26 protein-coding genes are annotated in these 25,702 nt (G+C 61.8%); 10 read left to right on the top strand and 16 right to left on the bottom strand.

Annotated elements, in window-relative coordinates; translation table 11 throughout:
- Positions 1-63 precede the first annotated feature (63 nt).
- The 12 genes from BLS87_RS25465 to nrdR form a co-directional block, all read right to left on the bottom strand.
- The gene (locus tag BLS87_RS25465; protein WP_074756928.1) at positions 64-861 is read right to left on the bottom strand and encodes a cobalamin-binding protein; all 798 of its coding nucleotides are present in this window, start codon (positions 859-861) and stop codon (positions 64-66) included.
- The gene (locus BLS87_RS25460; protein ID WP_074756926.1) at positions 861-1,286 is read right to left on the bottom strand and encodes an MFS transporter; all 426 of its coding nucleotides are present in this window, start codon (positions 1,284-1,286) and stop codon (positions 861-863) included. Before BLS87_RS25460 ends, BLS87_RS25465 begins: the two co-directional genes overlap by 1 nt.
- The gene (gene ribA / locus BLS87_RS25455; protein ID WP_074756924.1) at positions 1,283-1,900 is read right to left on the bottom strand and encodes a GTP cyclohydrolase II; all 618 of its coding nucleotides are present in this window, start codon (positions 1,898-1,900) and stop codon (positions 1,283-1,285) included. Before ribA ends, BLS87_RS25460 begins: the two co-directional genes overlap by 4 nt.
- Before the next feature lie 111 nt (positions 1,901-2,011).
- Positions 2,012-2,806 (bottom strand): type 2 periplasmic-binding domain-containing protein, encoded by a 795-nt coding sequence (locus BLS87_RS25450; protein ID WP_074756922.1) that lies wholly within the window; start codon positions 2,804-2,806, stop codon positions 2,012-2,014.
- Between the two features lie 10 nt (positions 2,807-2,816).
- Positions 2,817-3,326 carry a phosphatidylglycerophosphatase A family protein gene (locus tag BLS87_RS25445; RefSeq protein ID WP_062384742.1) on the bottom strand — a complete coding sequence of 170 codons (510 nt, stop codon included), beginning with the start codon at positions 3,324-3,326 and terminating at the stop codon, positions 2,817-2,819.
- Positions 3,323-4,288 carry a thiamine-phosphate kinase gene (gene thiL / locus BLS87_RS25440; RefSeq protein ID WP_074756920.1) on the bottom strand — a complete coding sequence of 322 codons (966 nt, stop codon included), beginning with the start codon at positions 4,286-4,288 and terminating at the stop codon, positions 3,323-3,325. Before thiL ends, BLS87_RS25445 begins: the two co-directional genes overlap by 4 nt.
- Before the next feature lie 40 nt (positions 4,289-4,328).
- On the bottom strand, positions 4,329-4,829 hold the full coding sequence (gene nusB, locus BLS87_RS25435) for a transcription antitermination factor NusB (RefSeq protein WP_074756918.1): 501 nt from the start codon (positions 4,827-4,829) through the stop codon (positions 4,329-4,331).
- Complete coding sequence (ribH, locus tag BLS87_RS25430; RefSeq protein ID WP_074756916.1) at positions 4,826-5,302, bottom strand: 6,7-dimethyl-8-ribityllumazine synthase; 477 nt, start codon at positions 5,300-5,302, stop codon at positions 4,826-4,828. The genes nusB and ribH overlap by 4 nt, the downstream gene beginning before the upstream one ends.
- Positions 5,303-5,448: 146 nt before the next feature.
- A complete protein-coding gene (gene ribBA / locus BLS87_RS25425) occupies positions 5,449-6,540 on the bottom strand; it encodes a bifunctional 3,4-dihydroxy-2-butanone-4-phosphate synthase/GTP cyclohydrolase II (protein WP_074756914.1) in 1,092 nt (363 codons plus the stop codon).
- Positions 6,541-6,557: 17 nt separating this feature from the next.
- Entirely contained in the window at positions 6,558-7,229 is a 672-nt protein-coding gene (locus tag BLS87_RS25420) for a riboflavin synthase (protein WP_074756912.1), read from the bottom strand.
- 46 nt (positions 7,230-7,275) lie between these two features.
- Positions 7,276-8,415: a bifunctional diaminohydroxyphosphoribosylaminopyrimidine deaminase/5-amino-6-(5-phosphoribosylamino)uracil reductase RibD gene (gene ribD / locus BLS87_RS25415; protein ID WP_074756910.1), complete on the bottom strand. Its 1,140-nt coding sequence runs from the start codon at positions 8,413-8,415 to the stop codon at positions 7,276-7,278.
- 2 nt (positions 8,416-8,417) lie between these two features.
- Positions 8,418-8,882, bottom strand: coding sequence for a transcriptional regulator NrdR (gene nrdR / locus BLS87_RS25410; RefSeq protein WP_167362104.1), 465 nt, complete (start codon positions 8,880-8,882; stop codon positions 8,418-8,420).
- A gap of 173 nt (positions 8,883-9,055) precedes the next feature.
- Here nrdR and BLS87_RS25405 point away from each other — a divergent pair, with 173 nt between their 5' ends.
- The 3 genes from BLS87_RS25405 (at position 9,056) to trxA (ending at position 11,250) form a co-directional block, all read left to right on the top strand.
- Positions 9,056-9,508, top strand: coding sequence for a YbaY family lipoprotein (locus BLS87_RS25405; protein WP_074756906.1), 453 nt, complete (start codon positions 9,056-9,058; stop codon positions 9,506-9,508).
- Positions 9,505-10,158: a class I SAM-dependent methyltransferase gene (locus BLS87_RS25400; protein ID WP_074756904.1), complete on the top strand. Its 654-nt coding sequence runs from the start codon at positions 9,505-9,507 to the stop codon at positions 10,156-10,158. The genes BLS87_RS25405 and BLS87_RS25400 overlap by 4 nt, the downstream gene beginning before the upstream one ends.
- A 219-nt stretch (positions 10,159-10,377) precedes the next feature.
- Entirely contained in the window at positions 10,378-11,250 is an 873-nt protein-coding gene (trxA, locus tag BLS87_RS25395) for a thioredoxin (RefSeq protein WP_074756902.1), read from the top strand.
- A 55-nt stretch (positions 11,251-11,305) separates the two neighbouring features.
- Here the strand turns inward: trxA and BLS87_RS25390 are convergent, their stop codons facing one another.
- Entirely contained in the window at positions 11,306-11,659 is a 354-nt protein-coding gene (locus BLS87_RS25390) for a hypothetical protein (protein ID WP_074756900.1), read from the bottom strand.
- A gap of 336 nt (positions 11,660-11,995) precedes the next feature.
- On the opposite strand from BLS87_RS25390, the gene BLS87_RS25385 reads away from it, so the two are divergent.
- The 5 genes from BLS87_RS25385 to BLS87_RS25365 all read left to right on the top strand — a co-directional run bounded on the left by BLS87_RS25385 (position 11,996) and on the right by BLS87_RS25365 (position 16,069).
- Entirely contained in the window at positions 11,996-12,565 is a 570-nt protein-coding gene (locus BLS87_RS25385) for a DUF2796 domain-containing protein (RefSeq protein WP_074756898.1), read from the top strand.
- Between the two features lie 64 nt (positions 12,566-12,629).
- Positions 12,630-13,340 carry an ABC transporter ATP-binding protein gene (locus tag BLS87_RS25380; RefSeq protein WP_074756896.1) on the top strand — a complete coding sequence of 237 codons (711 nt, stop codon included), beginning with the start codon at positions 12,630-12,632 and terminating at the stop codon, positions 13,338-13,340.
- Between the two features lies 1 nt (position 13,341).
- Positions 13,342-14,607 (top strand): ABC transporter permease, encoded by a 1,266-nt coding sequence (locus BLS87_RS25375; RefSeq protein WP_074756894.1) that lies wholly within the window; start codon positions 13,342-13,344, stop codon positions 14,605-14,607.
- Between the two features lie 10 nt (positions 14,608-14,617).
- Positions 14,618-15,142, top strand: coding sequence for a DUF3299 domain-containing protein (locus BLS87_RS25370; RefSeq protein ID WP_074756892.1), 525 nt, complete (start codon positions 14,618-14,620; stop codon positions 15,140-15,142).
- A gap of 240 nt (positions 15,143-15,382) precedes the next feature.
- Positions 15,383-16,069 (top strand): OmpW/AlkL family protein, encoded by a 687-nt coding sequence (locus BLS87_RS25365; protein WP_074756890.1) that lies wholly within the window; start codon positions 15,383-15,385, stop codon positions 16,067-16,069.
- 111 nt (positions 16,070-16,180) lie between these two features.
- On the opposite strand, the gene BLS87_RS25360 is transcribed toward BLS87_RS25365, so the two are convergent.
- Both BLS87_RS25360 and BLS87_RS25355 read right to left on the bottom strand, forming a co-directional pair.
- Positions 16,181-17,110, bottom strand: a complete 930-nt coding sequence (locus BLS87_RS25360; protein WP_074756888.1) for an NAD-dependent epimerase/dehydratase family protein — start codon at positions 17,108-17,110, stop codon at positions 16,181-16,183.
- Positions 17,103-17,987 (bottom strand): sugar nucleotide-binding protein, encoded by an 885-nt coding sequence (locus tag BLS87_RS25355; protein WP_074756886.1) that lies wholly within the window; start codon positions 17,985-17,987, stop codon positions 17,103-17,105. Before BLS87_RS25355 ends, BLS87_RS25360 begins: the two co-directional genes overlap by 8 nt.
- Positions 17,988-18,245: 258 nt before the next feature.
- Between BLS87_RS25355 and BLS87_RS25350 the strand changes: the two genes are divergently transcribed.
- Positions 18,246-22,562, top strand: a complete 4,317-nt coding sequence (locus BLS87_RS25350; protein WP_074756884.1) for a DEAD/DEAH box helicase — start codon at positions 18,246-18,248, stop codon at positions 22,560-22,562.
- Between the two features lie 169 nt (positions 22,563-22,731).
- Here BLS87_RS25350 and BLS87_RS25345 read toward each other — a convergent pair whose 3' ends face one another.
- Positions 22,732-24,861 carry a mechanosensitive ion channel family protein gene (locus BLS87_RS25345; RefSeq protein ID WP_074757108.1) on the bottom strand — a complete coding sequence of 710 codons (2,130 nt, stop codon included), beginning with the start codon at positions 24,859-24,861 and terminating at the stop codon, positions 22,732-22,734.
- A gap of 217 nt (positions 24,862-25,078) precedes the next feature.
- Between BLS87_RS25345 and BLS87_RS25340 the strand changes: the two genes are divergently transcribed.
- Positions 25,079-25,648, top strand: coding sequence for a TetR/AcrR family transcriptional regulator (locus BLS87_RS25340; protein ID WP_074756882.1), 570 nt, complete (start codon positions 25,079-25,081; stop codon positions 25,646-25,648).
- Positions 25,649-25,702 lie beyond the last annotated feature (54 nt).

Below are 25,702 nucleotides of genomic sequence, written 5' to 3'. Positions count from 1 at the left end.
TCCAAATGCGGCCCAGCGACAAGCTGCGCTCCCAAGGCCTCCGACCAGAACCAAAGCCACTATTCAGCGATCCGGCGATAGCCGTTCACACAACTTCTCGACGGCCTCCAGCATCTGTCCGCTGGCGCGCTCCAGGCCTTTGTCCGGCACGGCAAACAGTTGCTGCGTTTTTACCGCTTTGAGCTGTGGCCAGGCATTCCAGCGACTCAACAAGCGAGCATCGCTCGTCAGGATCACTTCCGGGTCACGCTGCAAAACCGCCTCCAGGCTGACCTGCGGCGCGGGCTGTTTGAGGTCTGCGAACACGTTCCGGGCGCCACACACACTCAGCGCATCGCTGATGATCTGCCCACCTCCCACCGTGTACAGCGGCTGGTCCCAGACCTGATAGAACACGCTGACAGGCACTGCGCGGTGAAAGCGCTGACGCAGCGCAGAGAGTCGTCCACGAAACGCGTCCGCGACCTGCCGCCCCCGCTCGGCACGTCCCAGACGCACGCCAACTTGCTCGATCTGATCGGCCAGTTCATCGAGCGTGTGCGGCTCCGCGACGAAGGTCGGGATATTCAGCCGCTGCAGTTGATCGCGCTGAGCAATGCTCACACTGCCCGGCCACAGCAATAACAGGTCGGGGCGCAGCGACAGCAACTGCTCCATCTGCAATTGCCCATAGCGGCCCACCGACGGCAAAGCGGCGACTGGCGCAGGACGTTCGCCACCGTCGAGCACGCCCACCAGCAAATCGGCAGCGTCCAGTTCAATCACGATTTCAGTCAGCGAGGGCGCCAGACTGATAACACGCTCAGCCGCGTTGACGCGCCAGGCCGTCAGCAACAGCAGGCAGACTAAGAGCCGGCGCATCAGGCCAACTGGCGAGGAATGCGATAGAGGTAAAGCAGAATAACGCTGGACAGCGCCAACAGGGCGAGGGGCACAGCCTCAAGATAAGCGAACACCGCCAGCGCGCCGATCCAGGCCGGTAACCCGGCCGCCAGGAATGCCATGCGTCGATCGGCCGCGAGTCGCAGCCAGGCGCCGGGCTCTTGCGGGGTATCCAGTGCTTTCTGCGTCGCAATCAGCGAGCGCTTGTACACACCGAAGGGTTTTAGGCTGACAAACATCGACGCCACGCCTGCGATGAACAACGGCATGGCGAACACCGACGGAGTCACCGGCTCTTCACCTCCGCCGAAAAACACACAGACAACGAGCAGCGGCCCCAGCGTCAAAGCCAGTTGCCGCCACCACGCCAGCGCCAGACGACGGCGCACGTTGCCGCGTGTCACGCCGGATCGACCTCGCTCTGATGCTCATTGCCCATCATGTGACCGAGCTTGCCGGCCTTGGTCGCCAGATACAGCTTGTTGTGCGGGTTCTGACCGGTGTGCAGCGGCACGCGTTCGGCCACTTTGATCCCCATGTCGGTCAGGGCTTTGACCTTGCGTGGGTTGTTCGTCATCAGGCGCAACGACTTAACGCCCAAGTGCTCCAGCATCGGCAGGCAGATGGCGTAATCGCGCTGGTCAGCGGCGAACCCGAGACGCTCGTTGGCTTCGACGGTGTCTGCACCGCCGTCCTGCAATTCGTAAGCACGGATCTTATTCATTAAGCCAATGCCGCGGCCTTCCTGGCGCAGGTACAACAACACGCCACGGCCTTCGGCCGCAATGGCGCGTAAGGCCGCCTCGAGCTGAGAGCCGCAATCGCAACGCTGGCTGAACAGTGCATCGCCGGTCAGGCATTCGGAATGCACTCGACCGAGCACCGGCTCGCCGTCCGATACATCGCCAAGGCTCAGAACAACATGCTCACGACCGTTTTCTTCTTCAAGAAAGCCGTTCATTTTGAAAGTGGCAAAAGGGGTAGGCAGCTTGGAAGCCGCGACAAATACGACGGGCACCGTGTGCTCCTGATCAGTATGGGGGCTGGAAATTCGCAAGGCGGCATTGTAACAGCAGGTTCCAGCAGACGCTTAGGCTGAATTGTCGGCCATTCAGATCAGGAAGTTTGATCATTGCCTCGCCCCGGTCTTGCGAGCAGCATCGTCAGCGTCGAACGGATACGGCTGTTTCCAGCGTGCAAAAATCGGTCGTAGCTTGCCGGAATGCACCAGTTGCGCCATGCGCTGATCGAACACATCGCGCAAGAAGCGTCCTCGTGCATTGTCGGCAAAGCTCAGGAACAACGGTATCGACATCAGGTACGTCGTACGAAAACGCTGCGGCTCGCTGGCCTGTCTGAGGATGAAATCCACCTCAGGCCTGGCATCGATGTACAGGTCCGCGCGCGCGTGATCGAGCATTGGAAGAATGTGATCGCGCCTGGCGACTTCGTTGAAGTGCACGACGTTGGGCAGGTAATGCTGGTATTCGTAACCGCGAACCCACGCCAGCCGGTAACTGCCCAACGTCTTCAGCGCCGGCACCGGGTTGGACGCCAGGCCCAGTGCGTAAATTTCGTCGGTATCGTAGTGCCACTTCGGATAGAGCGTGCCCTCGACCTCATGCTCGTAGGCGCCGACCCACGCATCGGCTTCGCCACGCTGCACAAGGCCTACCGCCCGTGTGTAAGGTTCTGTACGCAAAGCCACCTTGATGCCGGCAGGCTCGAATATCTCCCGCATCAGGTCCCAACCCAACCCACTGCCGTCTGTTTCGGTGTAGCCGTTCCACTGCTCGCTGACCAGCACAATATCCGAAGGTTTTTCGGATGAGGTTCCCGCATAGGCGTCGCTCGCTTGGACCCAGACGCCGGTCATCATCAGCAGCGACAGGCCAAGCAGCCATTTCATCCTTACGCGGCCCATGAGTGGTTTCCTATAACACGCCCCACACCCAGACTAGACCCTGCATCGCCAACCACGCAAAAACCCCGGCCAAAACATCGTCGAGCATGATGCCGACGCCGCCGTGTACGTGTTTGTCGATCCAGTGGATGGGCCACGGTTTGAGAATGTCGAAGAACCGGAATACCAGAAAACCCACCAGCAGCCAGACCCAGCCTTCAGGCACCAGCCACAGGGTTATCCACATGCCGACCATTTCGTCCCAGACGATGCCTTCATGGTCGTGCACACGCAGATCGTCGGCGACCTTGCCGCACAGCCAGAAGCCGAACAGCATGGTCAGCCCCAGCATCAGCCAGTAGCCCCAATCAGGCAGCATCTGCCACAACGGAATGAACGGCACGGCGACCATGGAGCCCCAGGTACCGGGCGCTTTGGGCAACGTGCCGGAGCCGAAGCCGAACGCCAGAAAATGCCAAGGGTTGGTCCATACCGACGGAGGAACGTTTTCCGCCGGGACCTGATTAGGATGGTCTGTCACGGTGTCTCCCGAAAATGTTGGTAGCCCCGCGTCAACGGAGTGATGTCCTGTCCTTGATCATCGATAAGCGCCACGCCCTGCCCTTCGACCACGCGACCCACCACTGAAACCGGCCAGCCCGCCGACACAAGGCTATCGAGCTCCGATGGCGGTAAGGTGAACGCAAGCACGTAGTCATCGCCGCCCGCCAGCGCAGCCTGTCGCGCTTGCTCAAGACCGAAGAACGACAGCAGCGCGCCGGACATCGGCAGGCGCTCGCGCTCCACTTGCAAGCGTACGCCCGATGCGAGCGCGATATGCCCACAATCGGCGAGCAGGCCGTCGGAGATATCCAGCGCCGCCGTAGCCTTCCCGCGCAACGCCCGCCCCAACCCGAGTTGCGGCTGTGGCGACCAGTAACGCGCCAGCAGAACCTGTGTGGTAGACGCCTCGGTGCTGCGCTGGTTCAACACCAGCGGCAGCGCACCGGCGCCGTCGCCCAACGGCCCCCCGACACACAACAGGTCACCAGGCCTCGCGCCACTGCGGGTCAAGGCCTGCCCCGTCGGTACCGAGCCGAACACGGTCACGGTCAGGCTCAATGGCCCTCGCGTGGTGTCGCCACCGATCAACCGCATCGAGCAGCCCTGGGCCATCTCGTTCAAACCACGGGCAAACGCCTCCAGCCAGTCGGCAGAAACGTCCGGCAAGGTCAGGGCAAGGGTAAACGCGAGAGGGCTGGCGCCCATGGCCGCCAGATCACTGGCAGAGACACCGAGGGCACGCTGGCCCAGCAGGAAGGGGTCGCAGACGCCGGGGAAATGCACCCCGGCGACCAGCGTGTCAGTGGAAATCGCCAACTGTTCGCCTGGCGCCACCGACAACAGGGCGCAGTCGTCGCCGATCCCCAACGCAACGCCTTCGCCGGGCTGCGCACAAGGCGCAGCGGCGAAGTAATTACGGATCAGCTCGAACTCGCCCATGGCGTAGAAACACTTGAGAGTCTGGAGAAACCCAGACGCCTCAGCGCTTGTGAGCCTTCACTTCGACTTCGCGCAGACGCGGAGCCAGCTTGTCGAGCACACCGTTGACGAACTTGTGGCCGTCGGTCGAACCGTAAACTTTCGCCAGCTCGATGCCTTCGTTGATGACCACGCGGTATGGCACGTCGATACGCTCAAGCATTTCCCACGTAGACAGGCGCAGAACCGCCAGCTCAACCGGGTCCAGCTCGTCGATGGTGATGTCCAGGCACGGCGTCAGTGCAGCGTCGATCTCGACCTTCTTGGCCGGAACACCGTGCAGGATGTCGCGGAAGTACGCCGCGTCGACATCACTGAAGTCGTTATCGACGCGGAACTGGGCTTCGATCTCGTTCAGCGACTGCTTGGCCATGTGCCACTGGTAGAGCGCCTGCATGGCAAGCGTGCGCGCAGCGCGGCGCTTTTCGCTCTTCGAGGGTTTGCCAGCGTCGGCCGGGCGAGGGTCGCGCGGGTTGAACTGATCGCTTTCGTCGTTAATCACTTGGCCTCCAACTGCGCCAACAGGCTGACCATCTCGATGGCGGACAGGGCAGCTTCGGCACCTTTGTTACCGGCCTTGGTGCCGGAACGTTCGATGGCTTGCTCGATGGAATCAACGGTCAGTACGCCAAAGGCAACCGGCACGCCGAACTCCATGGAGACCTGAGCCAGGCCTTTGGTGCATTCGCCGGCCACGTATTCGAAATGCGGCGTACCGCCACGAATCACGGCGCCCAGCGCGATGATCGCGGAGAACTCGCTGCGCTGAGCGACTTTCTGCACCACCAGCGGGATTTCGAAAGCACCCGGCGCGCGGATGATGGTGATGTCGCTTTCGCTCACGCCATGGCGAACCAGGGCATCAACGGCACCGCTCACCAGGCTTTCCACGACGAAGCTGTTGAAGCGGCCAACCACCAGGGCGTAGCGGCCTTGGGGGGCGATGAAGGTACCTTCGATGGTCTTCAGGGTCATTCGGCTGAGTCTCGTGTTCTCGTATTAAAGAGCAAGCAAGCGCGCATCAGGGGCGCGCTTTCAGGATTTTAGGCCACGAATCGGCGACCGCAGGAACAAAAACCGTGAACGCTTCAAGGCGTTCACGGCCAGTGACCTGCCGGTCTTTATTCGGAGGGCACGTATTCTACAACTTCCAGATCGAAACCGGATATCGCGTTGAACTTCATTGGCGAACTCATCAGGCGCATTTTACGTACGCCCAGGTCGCGAAGGATCTGCGAACCGGCCCCGACCGTGCTGTAAGTGGTCGGCGTTTTGACCGCTGCACCGCCGGCGGTTTCACGCACATGGGCCAGCACAGCATCGCCGTCGAGCGGGTGACCCAGCAACAGCACCACACCGCTGCCGGCCTCTGCAACGGCCGTCATGGCGGCGCGCAGGCTCCAGCGGCCGGGCTGTTTGACCATCAGCAGGTCACGCAGCGGGTCCATGTTGTGCACACGAACCAGCGTCGGCTCTTCAGCGCAGACCTTGCCCAGCGTCAGCGCCAGGTGAACGTCGCCCTCGACCGAATCACGGTAGGTCACCAGGTTGAACTGGCCCAGTTCACTGTCCAGCGGCTGCTCGGCAATCCGCTGAACGGTACGTTCGTGGATCATCCGGTAATGGATCAGGTCGGCGATGGTGCCGATCTTGATGTTGTGCTCAGCGGCAAAGGCTTCGAGTTCGGCACGACGGGACATGGTGCCGTCGTCGTTCATCACTTCGCAGATCACGCCGGTCGGCTCGAAACCGGCCATGCGCGCCAGGTCGCAAGCCGCTTCGGTATGACCGGCGCGGGACAGCACGCCACCGGCCTGAGCCATCAGCGGGAAAATGTGGCCCGGGCTTACGATATCGTCGGCCTTGGCGTCCTTGGCGGAAGCGGCCTGCACGGTACGCGCGCGGTCAGCAGCAGAGATGCCCGTGGTCACGCCTTCGGCGGCCTCAATGGAAACGGTGAACTTGGTGCCGAAGCCCGACCCGTTACGTGGCGCCATCAACGGCAGCTTCAGGGTTTCGCAGCGCTCGCGGGTCATCGGCATGCAGATCAGGCCACGGGCGTAACGCGCCATGAAGTTGATGTGCTCGGCCTTGACGCATTCGGAGGCCATGATCAGATCGCCTTCGTTCTCGCGATCTTCGTCATCCATGAGGATGACCATCTTGCCTTGGCGAATGTCTTCAACCAGCTCTTCGATATTATTGAGCGCCACGCGGCACCCCCTTCAATTCAGGATTTGAGGTAGCCGTTGGCGGCCAGAAAGCTTTCAGTGATGGTGCCGCCCTGGGCGGGCGTCGGGTCGGCGGCCTTGTCACCGAGCAGCAAGCGCTCCAGGTAACGCGCCAGCAGATCGACTTCCAGATTGATCTTACGGCCAGGACGGTAGTCGCCCATGATCGTTTCAGAGAGCGTGTGCGGCACGATGGTCAGCTCGAACTCGGCGCCATTCACCGCGTTTACGGTCAGGCTGGTGCCGTCGACGGTGATGGAGCCCTTGTGCGAGATGTACTTGGCCAGCTCACGGGGCGCGCGCATGCGGAACTGGATCGCACGGGCATTCTCTTCGCGGGACAGCACTTCGCCGACCCCGTCGACGTGGCCGCTGACCAGATGGCCGCCCAGACGCGTGGTCGGGGTCAGGGCCTTTTCAAGGTTGACGCGACTGCCGGTCTTCAAGTCCACGAACGCCGTGACGTCCAGGGTTTCACGACTGACATCGGCCCAGAAGCCGTCGCCTGGCAGTTCTACGGCGGTCAGGCAGACGCCGTTGACGGCGATGCTGTCGCCCAGCTTGACGTCGGAGAGGTCGAGTTTGCCGGTCTCTACATAAACGCGGACGTCGCCGCCTTTAGGAGTAATGGCGCGGATGCTGCCGATGGATTCGATAATGCCGGTAAACATGGGTCCTCCGGGAGAACAGGGCCAGCGTTGATACGATGGCCGAAAATTATACGCTCGCGCTCGGCGTTGGTATTGCGATGACTCGCCAGTCATTGCCCACAGCACGCATTTCGATGATCTTGAGCTCGAGCGCTTCGCTCATCTGCGCCAACGGCAGGTCCAGCAAAGGACGCGCTGACGACCCCATGAACTTGCCGGCGACGAAAATCTGGAATTCGTCGACCAGCCCCAGGCGAGTGAACGCACCGGCCAGCTTGGGACCCGCTTCTACCAGCACGTCGTTGACGCCACGGGACGCGAGTTCTACCAGCAACTTGCGCAGATCGACATGCCCGCCGCTGCTGGGCAATGCCAGCATCTCGTGGCCTTCTTCGTGGTATCGCTCACGCGCCGACGCCGCGGCACAGGTCACCACAAGCGCACTGCCCGCCTTGAAGAACGGCGCATCCAGCGGCACGCGCAAGCGCCCGTCGACCAACACGCGCAGCGGCGGCCGGGTCACGGCAAGCGCCGTCAATTCGGCATTGAGGCCCAGCTCGTCAGGGCGTACGGTGAGGCGCGCGTTGTCGGCCAGCACAGTGTCGGCGCCGGTCAGCACCACACTCGACTGAGCACGCAGACGCTGCACCGCAGAACGAGCCTCAGGCCCGGTGATCCACTGGCTTTCGCCGCTGGCCATCGCGGTACGACCGTCCAGGCTCATCGCCAACTTCACCCGCACATACGGCAGGCCGTGCTCCATGCGCTTGAGAAAACCTTTGTTGAGCCCCCGCGCTTCGCCTTCCAGCACACCGCTCTGAACGGCGATACCGGCGCTCATCAAACGCAGCAAGCCGCGTCCGCCGACGTCGGGATTGGGGTCTTGCATCGCCGCGACCACGCGCGCCACACCGGCATTGACCAGTGCGTCGGCGCAGGGCGGCGTGCGCCCGTGATGGCTGCAAGGCTCGAGGGTGACGTAAGCGGTTGCGCCTTTGGCCTTGTCGCCCGCCTGACGCAGTGCGTGGACTTCGGCGTGGGGCTCGCCTGCACGGACATGCCAGCCCTCGCCGACCACTTCACCATCACGCACGATCACACAACCCACTCGAGGATTAGGGTGCGTCGAGTAGACGCCCTTGCGCGCCAGTTCCAGCGCTCGCGCCATATAAGCGGCGTCGAGCACGCTTTGCTCTGTGGGGGACATGCTCACTCTTTAACCGGCTCGCGGGCCAGTCGGTCGATTTCTTCGCGGAATTCGTTGAGGTCCTGGAACCGCCGGTACACCGAAGCAAAGCGGATATACGCCACTTCGTCGAGTTTCTGCAGTTCGGCCATGACCAGCTCGCCGACGATCAGGGATTTGACCTCGCGCTCACCGGTCGCCCGCAGCTTGCTCTTGATGTGAGCCAGGGCCGCTTCAAGACGCTCGACGCTGACCGGGCGTTTCTCCAGCGCGCGTTGCATGCCGGCGCGCAGCTTTTCTTCATCGAAGGGCTGGCGACTGCCGTCCTGCTTGATCAGCCGAGGCAGGACCAGTTCGGCGGTTTCGAACGTGGTGAAACGTTCGCCGCACGCGACGCATTCACGACGGCGACGAACCTGATCGCCTTCGGCGACAAGGCGCGAGTCAATGACTTTGGTGTCGTTGGCACCGCAAAAGGGACAGTGCATGGTGGCAGGCAACAAAAAAAGGGAGGGCCATGGTAGCGCATCCCACCGGCAAGACAAGTCTCGGGGTTTGAGGTATATAGACGCGCATCCGGTGCAGCGAAAGCTGTCACCCTCGGCGATACTGCGTGAAGTCCCGCGTGTCCCCATCGATTCCGTTTTTGCTGGAGCTGTTCATGACGCTACGTTCGCTCGCTGTAATCAGCCTGCTCGGCCTGCTCGCCGCCTGTAGCACTGCTGAGCCGCCCAAACCCGCTGCGCCCGCCAAGCCGGCGCCGAATGCGATCAAACTGCCGGAAGGCCCCGGCCCGCTTCTGCCGTATCAACGCGAATTGAGCGGCCAGTTGCTGGGCGTACCCGCCGGCGCCGAGGTTGAGCTGGCGTTGCTGGTGATCGATGACCGCAACCGCCCGCAAAAGCTGCTGAGCAGCACCAAGCTCACCGGCAACAACCAGTCGTTGCCGTTTCAGCTGCGCTTCAACCCGGAAGCGTTTCCGCAAGGTGCGCGGGTCGAGTTGCGCGGCCGCGCCAGTCAGTCGGGTCAGTTGATCCTGCACCTGCCGTCGGTGCTGATTGCCAGGCCTGACACTCAAGCGTTGGGCCAGCTGCAATTCGTCACCGCGCCATGACACCGCCGCCGCATCTGCAAGCGGCGCTGAACGAACGACTGGGCGACGCCCGATTGGTCGCTGAGCCGTTGCCCGGCACGAACCTGAAGCTATGGCTGATCGACGCCGACAATATGGACCGTGCGTTCAGCCCTGAAGAGACCCGGCGCATCCTTGAAGAGCCGCCCTACTGGAGCTTCTGCTGGGCCAGCGGTCTGGCGCTGGCGCGTTTCCTGACCGAACACCCGCAGTGGGTCGAGGGCAAGCGGGTACTGGATTTCGGCGCGGGTTCGGGCGTCGCGGGCATCGCCGCCATGAAGGCTGGCGCGCTGGAAGTGGTGGCGTGCGATCTCGATCCCATCGCGCTCGCCTCGTGCAAGGCCAACGCCGACCTTAACGGCGTGACGCTCGGCTACTCCGCAGACTTCTTTGCCGAAGCCGACCGGTTCGATCTGATTCTCGTGGCCGACGTGCTGTACGACCGGGCCAACCTGCCTTTGCTGGATCAGTTTCTCAGCCGGGGCAAAGCCGCACTGGTGGCCGACTCGCGGGTCAGGGATTTTCAGCATCCGCTGTATGAGCGACTGGGGATTCTGGAGGCCCTGACCTTGCCGGATCTGGCCGAGCCGTGGGAGTTTCGCAGGGTGAGTCTGTATCACGCAGCACGATAACGCCCCCCTTGTAGGAGCGTGGCTTGCCCCGCGACCGGCTGCGAAGCAGTCGTAAATCCGGTGTACGCGGTGCAGCAGAAAAACTGCATTGACAGGGTTTACGACGACTCCGTCGCCGGTCGCGGGACAAGCGACGCTCCTACAAGACATCACCGTCCTTTCAACAACACCCGGCCGCCCTTTATAGTTGGCCCCATTAAGCCTTTTTCGAGACTTGCGATGAGCCAGGACACGCCGTACATCTTCGATGCGACCACTGCCACTTTCGATCAGTTGGTCATCGAGAATTCCTTTCACAAACCCGTGCTGGTGGATTTCTGGGCCGAGTGGTGCGCGCCGTGCAAGGTGCTGATGCCGTTGCTGGCGCAGATTGCAGAGAGCTACCAGGGCGAACTGTTGCTGGCGAAAGTCGACTGTGACGCAGAGCAGGACATCGTTGCCCGCTTCGGTATTCGCAGCCTGCCGACCGTCGTACTGTTCAAGGACGGTCAGCCGGTAGACGGTTTCGCCGGCGCCCAGCCTGAATCACAAATCCGCGCGCTGCTCGAACCGCATGTCCAAATGCCGCCTCCGGCCGCGGCTGACCCGCTGCAAACCGCTCAGGAAATGTTCGCCGCGAGCCATTTCGCGGAAGCGGAAGCGGTGCTCCAGACCATCCTCACCGAGGACAACACCAACGCCGCCGCGCTGATTCTGTACGCGCGCTGCCTGGCTGAACGTGGCGAGCTGAGCGAAGCCCGCGCTGTACTGGACGCGGTTAAAGGCGACGATCACAAAGCCGCACTGGCAGGCGCGAAAGCTCAGTTGACCTTCCTCGGGGAAGCCAAGGCACTGCCGGATGCAGCGGACCTGAAGAGCCGTCTGGCGCAAAATCCGCAGGACGATGAAGCCGCGCATCAGCTGGCGATCCATCAGTTGTCCCGCCAGCAGTACGACGCCGCACTGGAAGGCTTGCTCAAACTGTTTATCCGCAACCGCAACTACAACGAAGGCCAACCGCACAAGACCCTGCTGCAGGTGTTCGACCTGCTGGGCAACGACCACCCGCTGGTGACCACCTATCGCCGCAAGTTGTTTGCTGCGCTTTACTGAAGTGACTCCGGCCCTGTAGGGCTTTAGCCAGGATTGCGTCGGGAGATCCCAGGCATCACTCCACCCAGTGATACTCCGGCGCATCGCCATGGCTTTCGACTTTGACGTTGGCACTGTGGCGCATGCGCACCATCAGGCGCTTGCCCGCTGCCGTGCTGCCCGCCAGCCCTTCCAGCTGTCCAAGCAGGTCAGGCCCGCTCATGTGGCCGGCCTTGCGCAGCAGCTCCTGCGCAATCTCCCAGACTGCGTCATTACGGCTGGGCCCCGGTTTGGCCGATGACTCGCTGAGCGGTTTGTTCTCCTGTACCGGCACGCCCAGTTGCGTACCCAGCCGGGCCCAGTCGCTTTCGTCCATCTCCACGGTCAGATCCACCGGCATGTCGCCGACGGTTCCACGGATTCGCAACATGATGTGTGTCCTCTGGTTGACTGAGCGGCATGGTCCCACAGGTACTCCCGAGCTGCACGCGGCCCCCTGATACAACACTACCCCTGTAGGAGCGTGGCTTGTGTCTGGGCCGCATTCGGACGATCTGGCGCGTAGCGGCAGTGAATCCGACGACGGTGCAGTGTCAGTAGAAGACGCGTTGTGGATTTCACGACCGGTTCGCGGCCGATCGTCCGAATGCGGCCCAGATACAAGCCACGCTCCTACAGTTCCTGAACAAAAAAGTTAAGAACGCCCGCAACTTATTGTTATAAGATCACATAACAAATTTCCAATCCCGCCCTGGAGCCTTCTCTTATGCGTCGTCTGTTACTCGCCTTGCCCTTCGCGCTGCTGCCGCTGACCCTCGCCCACGCTGCCGATGAACATGATCACGATCATGAACACGGCAGCCTCGGCGCGCATGTGCACGGTGTGGCGCGACTGGACATGGCGCTGGATGGCCGGACGCTGGAACTGGAGCTGGACACCCCGGCCATGAACATCGTCGGCTTCGAACACGCCGCCACGTCCGCTGCCGACAAAACAACGTTGGCGCTGGCGCGGGAAACCCTGCTCAAACCCCACGGGCTGTTCAGTATTCCGGAAGCAGCAGGCTGCACAGTGACCAAGCAGAAGCTGGAAAGCCCCTTGTTCGGCGACAAGGACGATGACCACGACGACGGGGATGCGGACGAGCACGAACACAGCGAAATCCACGGTCATTACCAGTTCACCTGCAATGTGCCTGCTGTGCTCAACAAGCTGGACCTGACCCAGCTGTTCAAAAGCTTCCCGGCGACCCAAACCATTCAGGTGCAACTGGTGACACCGAAACGCCAGATGGGCGCTGAAGTGCGTCCGAGCAACCCAGTGGTCAAGTTTTAACCCACTTTGCTTCACACACGACCGGGGCCTCCCGGTCGTTCACCTTTGAAATGCGATAGAGGCCATGACTCAAGCACTTATCGAGCTGTCCGGACTTGGCTTTGCCTGGCCGGGACACCCTCCTCTGCTGGACATCCCGGCGTTTCGCCTGGAGCCGGGCGAAACCCTGTTTCTCAAAGGCCCCAGCGGCAGCGGCAAAACCACGTTGCTCGGTCTTCTGGGCGGTGTGCAAAAACCCGATCGGGGCAGCATTCGCCTGCTGGGCCAGGAGCTGACAGAACTGTCCGCCGGCGCCCGCGACCGGTTTCGCGTCGATCACACCGGCTACATCTTCCAGCAGTTCAACCTGCTGCCGTTTCTGTCGGTGCGCGAGAACGTGGAGTTGCCCTGTCATTTCTCCAGACTGCGCGCAGAACGAGCGACACAGCGTCATGGCAGCGTTGATCTAGCTGCGACGGCGCTGCTCGCGCATTTGGGCCTCAAAGATCCACATTTGTTGAGCCGTCGCGCCGACGCGTTGTCCATCGGCCAACAGCAACGGGTCGCCGCCGCTCGCGCATTGATCGGCCAGCCCGAACTGGTGATCGCTGACGAACCCACATCGGCGCTCGATGCCGACGCTCGTGAGGCCTTCATTCAGCTGCTGTTCGCCGAATGCCGCGAGGCCGGTGCCAGCCTGCTGTTTGTCAGTCACGATCAGAGCCTGGCGCCGCTGTTCGACCGCAACCTGTCGCTGGCCGAGCTCAATCGCGCCACCGTCGCCACCGAGGTTTGAGATGTATCTTCTGCGCCTGGCGCTGGCCAGCCTTGCCAACCGCCGCTTTACCGCGTTTCTCACGGCGTTCGCCATTGCCCTGTCGGTCTGCCTGCTACTGGCAGTCGAACGCGTACGCACCGAAGCCCGTGCCAGCTTTGCGAGCACCATCAGCGGCACCGACCTGATCGTCGGCGCACGCTCAGGCTCGGTGAACCTGTTGCTGTATTCGGTTTTCCGCATCGGCAACGCCACCAACAACATTCGCTGGGACAGCTTCGAACACTTCGCCAACAGCAAGCAGGTGAAGTGGGCGATCCCGATTTCATTGGGCGACAGCCATCGCGGCTATCGGGTGATGGGCACCAACGAATCGTATTTCGAGCATTACCAGTACGGCCGCCAGCAGCACCTTGAACTGGCCGAAGGTCGCCCGTTCGCCACCGACCCATTTGAAGTGGTGCTGGGCGCCGAAGTGGCCGACGCCCTGCATTACAAACTGGGCGACAAGCTAGTGCTCGCTCACGGCGTGGCGGTAGTAAGCCTGGTCAAGCACGACGACAAGCCGTTCACCGTGGTCGGCATTCTCAAACGCACCGGCACGCCGGTGGACCGCACGTTGCACATCAGTCTGGGCGGCATGGAAGCGATCCACATTGACTGGCATAACGGCGTGCCGGCCCAGGGCGCCGGGCGTATCACGGCTGATCAGGCGCGCAACATGGACCTGACGCCGACGGCCATCACGGCCTTCATGCTCGGGCTGAACAACAAAATTTCAACCTTTGCCTTGCAGCGGGAGATCAACGAATTCCGGGGCGAACCGATGCTGGCGATCCTGCCGGGCGTTGCATTGCAGGAGCTTTGGAGTCTGATGGGCACGGCAGAGAAAGCGCTGTTCGTGATTTCGTTGTTCGTGGTGCTGACCGGTTTGATCGGCATGTTGACGGCGATTCTCACCAGCCTCAACGAGCGTCGCAGGGAGATGGCGATTTTGCGTTCGGTCGGGGCGCGCCCTTGGCATATCGCCAGCCTGCTGATCCTGGAAGCCTTCGCGCTGGCGCTCGCAGGTGCGATCAGCGGGCTGGCGTTGCTCTACATCGGCATTGCCGCTGCTCAGGGTTACGTGCAGGCGAATTACGGCTTGTACTTGCCACTGTCGCTGCCGAGCGCTTATGAATGGACACTGTTGGGCGGCATTCTCGGTGCCGCGCTGCTGATGGGCGTCGTACCCGCCTGGCGGGCGTATCGTCAATCGCTGGCAGACGGCCTGTCGATCCGGTTATGAGGACGTGTTGATGCGTAGGCTGTGGATGATGATGGTGTCGCTGGTGCTCTCGGCGCCGCTGTGGGCGCAGGATCTGCGCGTGCTGACCTGGCAGGAGATGATTCCGCCCGATGCGCCGCCGGTGAAACTGATCACGGCGCCCATCCACAACCTGTCGCAAATGGCCGACACGCTGTCGGTGGAATCGGCGCCTGCGGCTCATCAGCTGGCGCCCCACGCGCCGGTGGTCAAATCGCTGGATGGGGAAAGGGTGAGATTGCCGGGGTACATCGTGCCTCTGGAAGTCAGCGAAGAAGGCCGGGTGACGGAGTTTCTGCTGGTCCCGTATTTCGGCGCCTGCATCCACGTGCCGCCGCCTCCCCCGAATCAGATCGTCCACGTCACGAGCGAGCTTGGCGTGAAGGTCGATGAGCTGTACCAGCCGTACTGGATCGAAGGGCCGATGCAAGTCAAATCATCGACCAGCGAACTGGCCGACGCCGGGTATCAGATGGAGGCCGACAAGATTCTGGTGTACGAGCTGCCGGACCAGTAGCAATCACCTGGCTAGCGCATTCCGCTGTGGGGCGAATTCATTCGCGATGCGTCTCTACAACCACCAAAAATGTGTGGAATGTGCCGGCCCATCGCGAATGAATTTGCTCCACAAGGACATTCGTCACGCGAGGATCAAGTCCACAGGATTGCGACCGATTTCATTGAGCCAGGTCAAAACCCTCGATCCAGACGCTTCGTAACATAAGGCATCCCTTTTTTATGCCCTTACGGAGCCCCCATGAACACGTCCTTGCTCGGCGCATCGGTCCTCGCGCTCGCACTCGCTGTCCCTCTTGCCGCCCACGCCCACCAAGCCGGCGACATCATCGTTCGCGCCGGTGCTGCCACCACCGCGCCCAATGAAGACAGCGGCAATCTGAAGTTCGACGGCGTGAAGGCACCGGGCACCAAAGCGACGCTGGACAGCGATACCCAACTGGGCCTGACCTTCGCCTACATGTTGACCGATCACGTCGGAGTCGAGTTACTGGCCTCAACGCCTTTCCAGCACACGGTCGCCATCAAGGGCCTTGGCGCGGGTCTGGACGGCAAGCTGGCTGACGTTAAACAGCTTCCGCCAACGCTATCGCTGCAGTACTACCCTATGGAGGCAAATTCGAAGTTCCAGCCCTATGCCGGTCTGGGGGTGAACTACACCTGGTTCTATGACGAGAACCTGAGCAGCGACCGAAAAGGCCAAGGCATGAACGACCTGCACATCGACAACTCGTGGGGTTGGGCCGGGCAAGTGGGCATGGACTACATGCTGACTGACCACGTGATGGTCAACGCCGCTGTCTGGTATGTGGACATCAACACTCAGGCGACTTTGGACGGTCCGTCAGCACTGTCCATGGCGCGCACCAAGGTCAACGTTGACGTCGATCCCTGGGTCTACATGCTCGGGTTCGGTTACAAGTTTTAAGCCCGACACGACTCGCTTGTTCAGGAGCGCGCTTGCCCGCGATTGGAACGACGTGGTGTGACTTAACCACCGCGTTGTCCCGATCGCGGGCAGGCGCGCTCCTGCAGTCGTTTAGTGCCCCATCAAACGCGCCAGCCCGACCTTCAGCGGCGTCGGCGTCGGCACCTTGAAGCGCTGCAGCAGACGCTCATTGTTGGCGCGAGAGTGCTTGATGTCACCCGACCGCGCGGCCAGGTAGGTCACCGTCGGAAGACTGCCCACCACCTGCTCAAACGCCGCCAGCAGCTCGTTCAGCGAGGTGGTCGCATTCAAGCCTACGTTGACCGCGCCCTCTGCCACTTCAGGCAGTTCGAAACCCTGCACCACGAGATCGACCAGGTCTTCGACGTAGAAAAAGTCTCGCGTCTGCTCGCCGTCACCAAACACTGAAATAGGCACGCCTTTCTCGGCCCGCTCAGCGAAGATGCTGATCACGCCCGAGTACGGCGAGGATGGGTCCTGCCGTGGCCCGAAGATATTGAAGAAGCGAAACACGACAGGCTCCAGACCATGCTGACGACGGTAGAAGTCGAGATAGTGTTCGCTGGCCAGCTTGTCTGACGCGTACGGCGTCAGCGGGGCTTTGGGCGTGTCTTCGGTGATGGCTTCACCTTCGCCATTATTGCCGTACACCGCTGCGCTCGAGGCAAACACCACGCGCTTGATACCGGCCTGGCGCATGGCCTCGCAGACGTTCAACGTGCCGATGAAATTGCTCTGATGGGTTCTCACCGGATCGTCCACCGACGCCTGCACAGAGGCCACCGCCGCCAGATGCGCAACGGCCTGACACCCTGCTGCGGCGCGCGCGACCAGTGCAGCATCGGCAACGTCACCTTCGATCAGCTCGACCCGAGGATTGTCCAGCGGCAGATTGCTGCGCTTGCCGGTGGACAGATCGTCGAGCACGCGCACCGCGTACCCCTTGGCGAGCAAGGCGTCGACCAGGTGCGAGCCAATGAAACCGGCGCCGCCGGTGATGAGGACAGGAGCATCAGACATGACGGTAGTAGCGGTCCAATAAGCTGGGCAAACCGGCACGCCATGCGCGAGGCTTGATACCAAAGGTGTGAAGGATTTTCTTGCAGGCCAGCACGGCGTTCTGCGGCTCTTCGGCGACATCCGGGCTCGCGGCGTGGGCCTGAGCGGTCGGTGCCTCGATCGCCAGAGGACGCATCAGGCGTGCCTCGGTGAGGATGGCCTGACCGAGCGCCAGCGGCGTGGTCGCCTCGTGGCCGGCGTAGTGATACGTGCCCCACAGCGGCGCTGCGCAATCCAGCTGCTTGAGCACCGAAATGATCACGCGCGCCGCATCATCCACCGGCGTCGGATTGCCGCGACGGTCATCGGCCAGAAGCAACTCATCGGGCGATTCGGCGCGGGTCAGAAACCGCCCCAGCACACCGTCGGCACTGTCGTCGAGCAACCAGCCGAAGCGCAACAGCACATGTTGCGGGCAGGTCGCACGCACGCTTTGTTCGATACGCCAGAGCGCCTGGCCACGCGACCCCAGCGGCACGGGTTCGTCTTTCTCGCTGTAGGCGGTCGCCCGCGAGCCATCGAACACGCGATAACTGGAAGGTTGAACCAGAACGATGTTGTGGTGCTGGCACAGCTCGGCAAGACGCTCTACGGAGCGTTCCTGGGTGTTCAACCTCTCTGCACTTACGCTCCCCGCCTGAAACCAGTCGAAGTAATAAGCAAGGTTGATCAAGGCATCCGGGCGGGTGTCATCGAGCAGTTGCGTCAGGCTTGCCGCATCCCAACCGTCTTGCGGTGGACGCGGTGCGAGGAATCCAATGTCCTCCTCGGCACCCAGACGAATCAACGCCTGCCCAAGGGCATTCCCGCCGCCCAACAGCATAAGGCGCATTCGCATAGAGTCAGCAGGCTCAGTCTTAGAAAAAATAGGTGAAAAACGCTCGCAAACATAACACGTCGGTGGATAAGTCCCAACAGGTGGCAGTCGATGCCCATTGTAGGAGCGCGCCTGCCCGCGATGAGGAAATGTCAGCCGACATTGAGGCGACTGATCTCGCGCAATCGCGGGCAAGCGCGCTCCTGTAAAAACCGCCCTCGAGCCGTCCCCGATCACCGGCCCTTGCATCCGCCCGCCAGCGCCCGCATAAATTCACCCATGAATGTATCCCATGCTTCTGACCCCGTGCTCGACGCCTTCCACCCTGCCGTCAGTGCCTGGTTTCGCGCCACATTTCCGGCCGTCACGGCGGCCCAGGCCCAAGCGTGGCCGTTGATAAAAAGGCGGCAGTCCACGCTGATCGCAGCGCCCACCGGCTCGGGCAAAACCCTGACGGCGTTCCTGGCAGTGATCGACGATCTGGTTCACCAGGGCCTGGAAGCCGGCGGACAGTTGCCGGACCAAACCTTCGTGGTCTATGTCTCGCCCCTCAAGGCGCTGTCCAACGACATCCAGATCAACCTGCAAAACCCGCTGGCCGGCATCACTGAACAGCTCATGGGTCAGGGCCTTCCCGAGCTGCGCATCAGCACCGCCGTGCGCACCGGCGACACCCAGCAGAAAGAACGCACGGCCATGCGCAAGACCGCGCCGCACATTCTGGTGACCACGCCCGAATCACTGTACGTGCTGCTGGGCTCGGATTCCGGCCGCCGCATGCTGTCGAATACGCAAACCGTGATCATCGACGAGATTCACGCCATCGCGGCCAGCAAGCGCGGCAGCCACCTGGCATTGAGCCTTGAGCGCTTGCAGGCGCTGTGCGAAAAGCCACTGCTGCGCATCGGACTGTCGGCCACCCAGAAACCCATCGAACGCGTCTCACGCTTTCTGGTCGGCAGCGATGCGGTCACACGCCCCTGCGCCATCGTCGACATCGGCCACGCGCGCCCTCGCGATCTGGCCATCGAAGTACCTCCCGTGCCGCTGACCGCCGTGATGGCCAACGATGTCTGGCAGCTGGTTTACGACCGCCTCGCCGACCTGGCGCGCGAGCATCGCACCACATTGATCTTCGTTAATACGCGGCGCCTGGCCGAACGCATGGCCCGCCATTTGAGCGATCGTCTCGGCAAGGAAGCCGTCGCCGCGCACCACGGCAGCCTCGCCAAGGAGCAGCGCCTGGACGTCGAACAACGGCTCAAGCGTGGCGATCTGCAGGTGTTGATTGCGACCGCGTCGCTGGAACTGGGGATCGACATCGGCGACGTCGATCTTGTCTGTCAGATCAGTTCGCCGCGTTCCATCGCTTCATTCCTTCAACGCGTAGGACGTTCCGGGCATCAGGTCGGCGGCACGCCAAAAGGCCGGTTGTTTGCTGTTTCTCGCGATGATCTGATCGAGTGCGCCGCCCTGCTCGATTGTGTGCGACGTGGCGAGCTCGACATCCTGCAGATTCCCAAGGCGCCGCTGGATGTGCTGGCGCAGCAAATCATTGCCGAGGTCAGCTGCCGGGAATGGGAAGAGCAAGCGTTGCTGGAGATGTTCCGCCAGGCATCGCCCTACGCAGAGGTCGACGAAGGCCATTATCAGGCGCTGCTGGGCATGCTCGCCGAAGGCTACAGCGGTCGTCAGGGCGTGCGCGCGGCTTACCTGCATCGCGACGCCGTGACCCGCACGTTGCGAGGGCGACGCGGCAGCAAGCTGACAGCGGTCACCAGCGGCGGGACGATTCCGGACAATGCCGATTACAGCGTGATCCTTGAGCCGCAGGCGCTGAACATCGGCACGGTCAACGAGGACTTCGCCGTCGAAAGCATCGCCGGCGATATCTTTCAGCTCGGCAACACGTCTTATCGGATCCTGCGAATCGAAGCCGGGCGCGTGCGGGTCGAAGACGCCCAAGGTGTGCCGCCCAATATTCCGTTCTGGCTGGGTGAAGCGCCCGGGCGCAGCAATGAGCTTTCTTTTGCCGTCGCGCGCCTGCAGGCCGACATTGATCAGCAGCTCGCGGCGCATCCCGGCAACCTAAGACCGTGCAGCGACTGGTTGATGAGTACGCTCGGGCTGGACGCCGCCAGCGCCGAACAGATCGTCGATTACCTCGCCCGCGCCCACTCGGCGCTCGGCGCCTTGCCGTCCCAGGACACGCTGGTGATGGAGCGCTTCTTCGATGAGTCCGGCGGCACCCAATTGGTCATCCATACGCCCTTCGGCAGCCGGATTAACCGAGCCTGGGGGTTGGCGCTGCGCAAACGCTTCTGTCGCACATTCAATTTCGAATTGCAGGCCGCCGCCAGCGAAGACGCCATCGTGCTGTCGCTTTCCACCACCCACAGCTTTGCGCTGGACGACGTCTGGTGCTACCTCCATTCAAACACCGCCGAGCACCTGTTGATTCAGGCCGTGCTCGAGGCGCCTTTGTTTGGCGTGCGCTGGCGCTGGAACGCCGGAGTCGCGCTGGCCCTGCCTCGTTATGCGGGCGGTCGCAAAGTCGCGCCGCAGCTGCAGCGCATGAAGAGCGAAGACCTGATCGCCACGGTGTTTCCCGATCAGATCGCCTGCCTGGAAAACCTGGTCGGCGAGCGTGAAGTTCCAGAGCATCCGCTGGTTGAGCAAACCCTCGACGACTGCCTGCACGAAGCCATGGACGCTGAGGGCTGGCTGTCTTTGCTGCGCCGCATGGAAAAAGGTGACGTGCGGCTGATCAGTCGTGACCTCCCCGCCCCCTCGCCACTCGCGGCCGAAATTCTCAACGCCAAGCCCTACGCGTTTCTGGACGACGCGCCTCTGGAAGAACGACGCACCCAAGCCGTCCTCAATCGACGCTGGAGCGACCCGGAGTCTGCCGACGATCTGGGCGCGCTCGACGCCGACGCGATTGTCGCGGTCAGCGAAGAAGCCTGGCCGCAGCCCCAGAACCTGGACGAGATGCACGAAGCCTTGATGAGCCTGGGTTGCGTGAGCGGCGCGGAAGCCCGGGATCAGCGTGACTGGATGAAATGGCTGGAAAGCCTGGCCCGCTCTGGTCGCGCGACCCGCCTGCAGGTCACGCCCGATCAGGCGCTGTGGATTGCGCTGGAGCGGCTGACGTGTCTGCAAGCGCTGTACCCCACCGCCGAAATGCACCCGCCGCTGGCGGCGTTGGCAGGATTCGATGAAGCGTGGAACGAGGACGATGCCCGCGTCGAGATGGTTCGCGCGCGCCTGAGCGGGTTCGGGCCGATGGTGTTGTCGGCCATCGCCGAACCGTTGGCCTTGTCGCCGGGCAACGTCACTCAGGCGTTGGCGCAACTGGAAAACGAAGGCTATGTGCTGCGTGGACGCTTCAGCCCCGGCGTCAGCGAGGAACAGTGGTGCGAGCGGCATTTGCTGTCGCGTATTCATCGCTACACGGTCAAACGCCTGAGGCGGGAAATCGAGCCTGTTTCGTTGCAGGACTTCATGCGCTTTTTGTTCGACTGGCAACACCTTTCCATGTCGACCCAGAGCCAGGGCAAAGCAGCGCTGCCCGAAGTGGTCGATCAGCTCGAAGGGTATTCTGCGGCAGCGGGCGCTTGGGACAGCGAGATTCTTCCGGCCCGCTTGAAGGATTATTCCCAGAGCTGGCTGGATGACCTGTGTCGGTCCGGCAAGGTGGTGTGGATGCGTCTGACCAGTCGCAACAAGATCGGCAGCGCTGCATTGCGCAGTACGCCGATTGTGCTGCTGCCGCGCCCACAGGTGCGGTTGTGGAGCGGTCTGACCGAGCAGCCCGCGCCGACCGAACTGTCGTTGCGCGCGCAGAGGGTGTATGAAGTGCTGTCGGACCACGGCGCGATGTTCTTCGACGAACTGACTTCCGAGGCGCATCTGTTGCGCACAGAGCTTGAGAACGCACTGCAGGAATTGGTTGGCGCAGGCTTGGTAAACGCCGACAGTTTCGCCGGACTGCGGGCACTGGTCACGCCCGCCAGCAAGCGCGCGGCGCACACCAGCCGACGCAATCGTGGTGCATTTATCGGCGGAATGGACGATGCCGGACGCTGGGCGTTGCTGCGTCGCGCCCCGGCCAAGGCATCATCTGCACCACAACAACGACTCGACAATGACACGCTTGAGCACATCGCCATGACGCTACTACGCCGCTATGGCGTGGTTTTCTGGCGATTGCTGGAGCGTGAAGCCGACTGGCTCCCCAGTTGGCGTGAGCTGCTCAGGACGTTTCATCGACTGGAAGCACGTGGCGAGATTCGGGGCGGGCGCTTCGTTGCAGGTCTGGCCGGTGAGCAATTTGCGCTGCCCGAGGCGATCCCTGTGCTGCGGGACGTGCGCAAACGCCCGCTGGACGGCAGCCTGATTGGCGTCAGCGGTGTCGACCCGCTGAATCTCGCCGGGACGTTGCTCCCCGGCGCGAAAGTGGCAGCGGTGGTCGGCAACCGACTGGTGTACCGCGACGGCGTCCCTATCGCCGCGATCATCGCAGGCAAACCGCAGTACTGGGGCGAGCTGGATGCCGGAATGATGCTGCAGGTCCGCGACCGGTTGTTCCGATGAGGCCGCTATGCCGCTGACGCGCTCGTGAGATAGATGTGCTTCCTGTAGGAGCAGTCCGAGGTTACGAGGGCCGCGAACGCGGTCTGTCATTCACCGATGATGCTGCTCACCCGCCGCATTCGTCCGAACATGGCCCGCACCAAGCCCGCCACCGCTCACGTTTCTGCCGCTACGCCGGACTTTCCGACCCATCCTTGTTCACCACCGAGGCCTTGCCCGGCAACGGCTGCTGCTCATCGCCCTCCTCCATCGGCAGCATGGGTCCGTTATGCGGGCTCATGATCAGCTGTGGATAAGTTTGCGCGAAACGCACATCCGTCGACTTATCCACAAGGCGCTTGAGTTTGTCGTTGAACGCGCGACTCACCGCATACTGCCCGCCTGACGACGTCCGGAACTGTGCAGTGATCACGATCCCGTTCATGTCCATGCGATCCAGGCCGAACACCTCCAGCGGCCCTTGCAGCTTGCTCGCCAGCAGAAAGTCATCGCTGATCGCCTGCCCCGCCTCGCGAATCAGCGATGTCGCGGAATCGACGTCCGAATCGTACGTGAACTGGAACGAGAAGAACGCGTACGCGAACTGGCGCGACTGATTCGTCACCGCCTTGATCTGGCCAAACGGCACCGGATGCACGAAGCCTTTGCCGTCACGCAGACGCAACGTGCGAATCGTCAGGCTCTCGACCGTACCGGCGTGACCGGAGTCCAGCACCACCCAGTCGCCGATGGAAATGGTGTCCTCGATAATGATGAACAGCCCGGTGATCACGTCCTGAACCAGTTGCTGGGAACCAAAACCAATGGCCAGACCGACCACCCCGGCACCCGCCAGCAAAGGCGCGACATTGATGCCCAGATTGGCCATTGTGGTGATGGTGCAGATCACCACCAGGATAATTTTGATCGCGTTGCGCAGCAGGGGAAGGATGGTTTTCACGCGCGTGCTGGGCTGGCGCGACGAGCGGTTGGTGGTCGGCGGCTTGAGGGCCTCCTGAATCGCGGTGTCCATGACCACCCACAGCAACCACGTGACCAGGAAAATCAGCCCGATGCTGCTGAGAGAGTCGCTGATGACCTTGCCCAACGCATTGCGCTGGGCGAATTCGAACAGCGAAAAACCCCAGATCCTGCCCAGCAATTCGATAAATCCTACCGCCAGCGCGATGCGTAGCACTGCATGCAGCAGACTCAGCAGCCGCTCTTTATAGACGCGTCCGGTGTGAACTTCGGCGGGTTTGAACATGTGCTGAAACAACGTGCTGAGGAACACCGTGCCGATGAGCAAAACGGTGGTCAGCAACGCGCACCGAAGTGCTTCCTGACTGTCCTCGCCTGCGCCGATCAGGTTGACGGCCGAGACCAGAATCATCAGCAGAATCGGCAAATGCCAGAGGCTCGAAAAAATCTTCAGCGTCTGTTGCAACGCCGGCCGTGCCAGACGAGCGCTCAGTGACCGGTTACGAATCAGATGCGCCACAGGCCTGCGCATCCTGATCACCACGATGCAGAACATCACCGAGGCCATCAACCCGGTAAAGGCCGCAACGCTGGTGGTGACGTTACCGCCAAACTGACGGGAAATCTGCGGACTGGTCAGGGCGTCACTCAAGGCGGCGAGGAAGCCGATGACGAACAACGGATGCGGTGCGTAGCCGCGTATGACGCGCACCGCAGTGCGCTTGTGCCCCGAATTGAAAAGCACGATGACGGACATCAATATTGAGCTGGAAAAGATGCCGCTGCTGGTCGAATACGCCAGACATAACGCCAGCGCACGGCCGATCGAGGGTGACATGAAGTGGCTGACATACAGCGTCAGCGGCAGACAGATCACCGCCGGAATCGTGAAAGGCAGAACGTAGCTCAGCACGCCCTTGACCCGCTCCCGCTTGATCAGCAGGCGCCGCCGAGAGACGCGGCCCACAATGAACGTCGCGATGCGATTGAGCAGCAAAAATGCCGCGATCCACACCACTGACAAAATCAGAAAGTCGCTGATGATGCTCCACGGCGAACGCGCCAACGGCTTGTTGACGAGCGTATCGAGCTCATCCGCAGCACGGTCTGCACGCAGGCGCCAGGAGTCTAATAGATTTCCGTCCAGATCCAGCTTGTCCTGCACGCTGTCGATGCTGGAGCTGATTGCACCGAGCAATCCGCCCTTCACCAGAATTTCCGGTTGGGCAGGCTCTGCGGCCGGAGCGGGATCGGCGGGTGCCGAGGACTGTGCAGCGCTTGCGGCAGACGCGTCGGCAGCCATCACGTTGAAACTACCAACGCCAAGCATCAGGCACATCAGCAGGACGGGTTTGAAATTTAACAAAACGCTGGTCACCCCTTGGCGTCATGAGGGACGGCGGAATCAAGGTCCACTGAAACTGATCCACATTCGCCCCCCAAGTTCGGCACCCAGGTAAATCCTTCATCTGCAAACAGCGACACCGACCAACGGAATCAACGATTTTTCAAAAAGTCACTTGACCATGGAGAACGATCGTTCTACCTTGAATCACATGAACGCACCTCTGATCGAAACACGCGAAAAGATTCTCACGACCGCCGAGCAACTGATCTACCAGAACGGCATCCACGCCACCGGCATGGACCTGCTGGTGAAAACGTCTGGCGTCGCGAGAAAAAGTATCTACCGTTACTTCGCAACCAAAGACGAAGTGGCCGCGGCAGCGCTGAATGCGCGCGACGTCCGCTGGATGACGTGGTTCAGGACGGAGTCGGACAAGGCTGAAACCGCCGATGCGCGCATTCTCAACATGTTCGCCGTGCTCAAAGGCTGGTTCGAGTCCGAAGGATTTCACGGCTGTGCCTTTATCAACACTGCCGGCGAGATTGGCGATCCGAACGATCCAATTCGTTTGATCGCCAAACTGCATAAACAGAAGTTGTTCGATTACACGCTTGAGCTGTGCGAGCAGCTGACTATCGAGCAACCGTCAGCGCTGGCCAAACAGTTGCTGATTCTGATGGAAGGCGCCATCACCATGGCCCGCGTCATGGGGGACTTCAGCGCCGCCGACAGCGCAAAGGACGTTGCGCAGCTGTTGCTCAAACAGGCCTCGTCCTAGTGGCCTGAGCTTCAAGAACGCTTCACCCAACGCCGAACTCATCATTGTCTGGAG

Source organism: Pseudomonas abietaniphila (assembly GCF_900100795.1).
Taxonomy (GTDB): domain Bacteria; phylum Pseudomonadota; class Gammaproteobacteria; order Pseudomonadales; family Pseudomonadaceae; genus Aquipseudomonas; species Aquipseudomonas abietaniphila.
Note: the sequence above shows the minus strand (reverse complement) of the source record. Positions and strands in the feature narration are given on the sequence as shown.

Coding starts and splice junctions, on each gene's coding strand:
- BLS87_RS25465 (WP_074756928.1), bottom strand. CDS start 861: ATGCGCCGGCTCTTAGTCTGCCTGCTGTTGCTGACGGCCTGGCGCGTC.
- BLS87_RS25450 (WP_074756922.1), bottom strand. CDS start 2,806: ATGGGCCGCGTAAGGATGAAATGGCTGCTTGGCCTGTCGCTGCTGATG.
- thiL (WP_074756920.1), bottom strand. CDS start 4,288: ATGGGCGAGTTCGAGCTGATCCGTAATTACTTCGCCGCTGCGCCTTGT.
- ribH (WP_074756916.1), bottom strand. CDS start 5,302: ATGACCCTGAAGACCATCGAAGGTACCTTCATCGCCCCCCAAGGCCGC.
- BLS87_RS25420 (WP_074756912.1), bottom strand. CDS start 7,229: ATGTTTACCGGCATTATCGAATCCATCGGCAGCATCCGCGCCATTACT.
- ribD (WP_074756910.1), bottom strand. CDS start 8,415: ATGTCCCCCACAGAGCAAAGCGTGCTCGACGCCGCTTATATGGCGCGA.
- nrdR (WP_167362104.1), bottom strand. CDS start 8,882: ATGCACTGTCCCTTTTGCGGTGCCAACGACACCAAAGTCATTGACTCG.
- BLS87_RS25405 (WP_074756906.1), top strand. CDS start 9,056: ATGACGCTACGTTCGCTCGCTGTAATCAGCCTGCTCGGCCTGCTCGCC.
- BLS87_RS25400 (WP_074756904.1), top strand. CDS start 9,505: ATGACACCGCCGCCGCATCTGCAAGCGGCGCTGAACGAACGACTGGGC.
- trxA (WP_074756902.1), top strand. CDS start 10,378: ATGAGCCAGGACACGCCGTACATCTTCGATGCGACCACTGCCACTTTC.
- BLS87_RS25390 (WP_074756900.1), bottom strand. CDS start 11,659: ATGTTGCGAATCCGTGGAACCGTCGGCGACATGCCGGTGGATCTGACC.
- BLS87_RS25385 (WP_074756898.1), top strand. CDS start 11,996: ATGCGTCGTCTGTTACTCGCCTTGCCCTTCGCGCTGCTGCCGCTGACC.
- BLS87_RS25380 (WP_074756896.1), top strand. CDS start 12,630: ATGACTCAAGCACTTATCGAGCTGTCCGGACTTGGCTTTGCCTGGCCG.
- BLS87_RS25375 (WP_074756894.1), top strand. CDS start 13,342: ATGTATCTTCTGCGCCTGGCGCTGGCCAGCCTTGCCAACCGCCGCTTT.
- BLS87_RS25370 (WP_074756892.1), top strand. CDS start 14,618: ATGCGTAGGCTGTGGATGATGATGGTGTCGCTGGTGCTCTCGGCGCCG.
- BLS87_RS25365 (WP_074756890.1), top strand. CDS start 15,383: ATGAACACGTCCTTGCTCGGCGCATCGGTCCTCGCGCTCGCACTCGCT.
- BLS87_RS25360 (WP_074756888.1), bottom strand. CDS start 17,110: ATGTCTGATGCTCCTGTCCTCATCACCGGCGGCGCCGGTTTCATTGGC.
- BLS87_RS25355 (WP_074756886.1), bottom strand. CDS start 17,987: ATGCGAATGCGCCTTATGCTGTTGGGCGGCGGGAATGCCCTTGGGCAG.
- BLS87_RS25350 (WP_074756884.1), top strand. CDS start 18,246: ATGAATGTATCCCATGCTTCTGACCCCGTGCTCGACGCCTTCCACCCT.
- BLS87_RS25345 (WP_074757108.1), bottom strand. CDS start 24,861: ATGTGCCTGATGCTTGGCGTTGGTAGTTTCAACGTGATGGCTGCCGAC.
- BLS87_RS25340 (WP_074756882.1), top strand. CDS start 25,079: ATGAACGCACCTCTGATCGAAACACGCGAAAAGATTCTCACGACCGCC.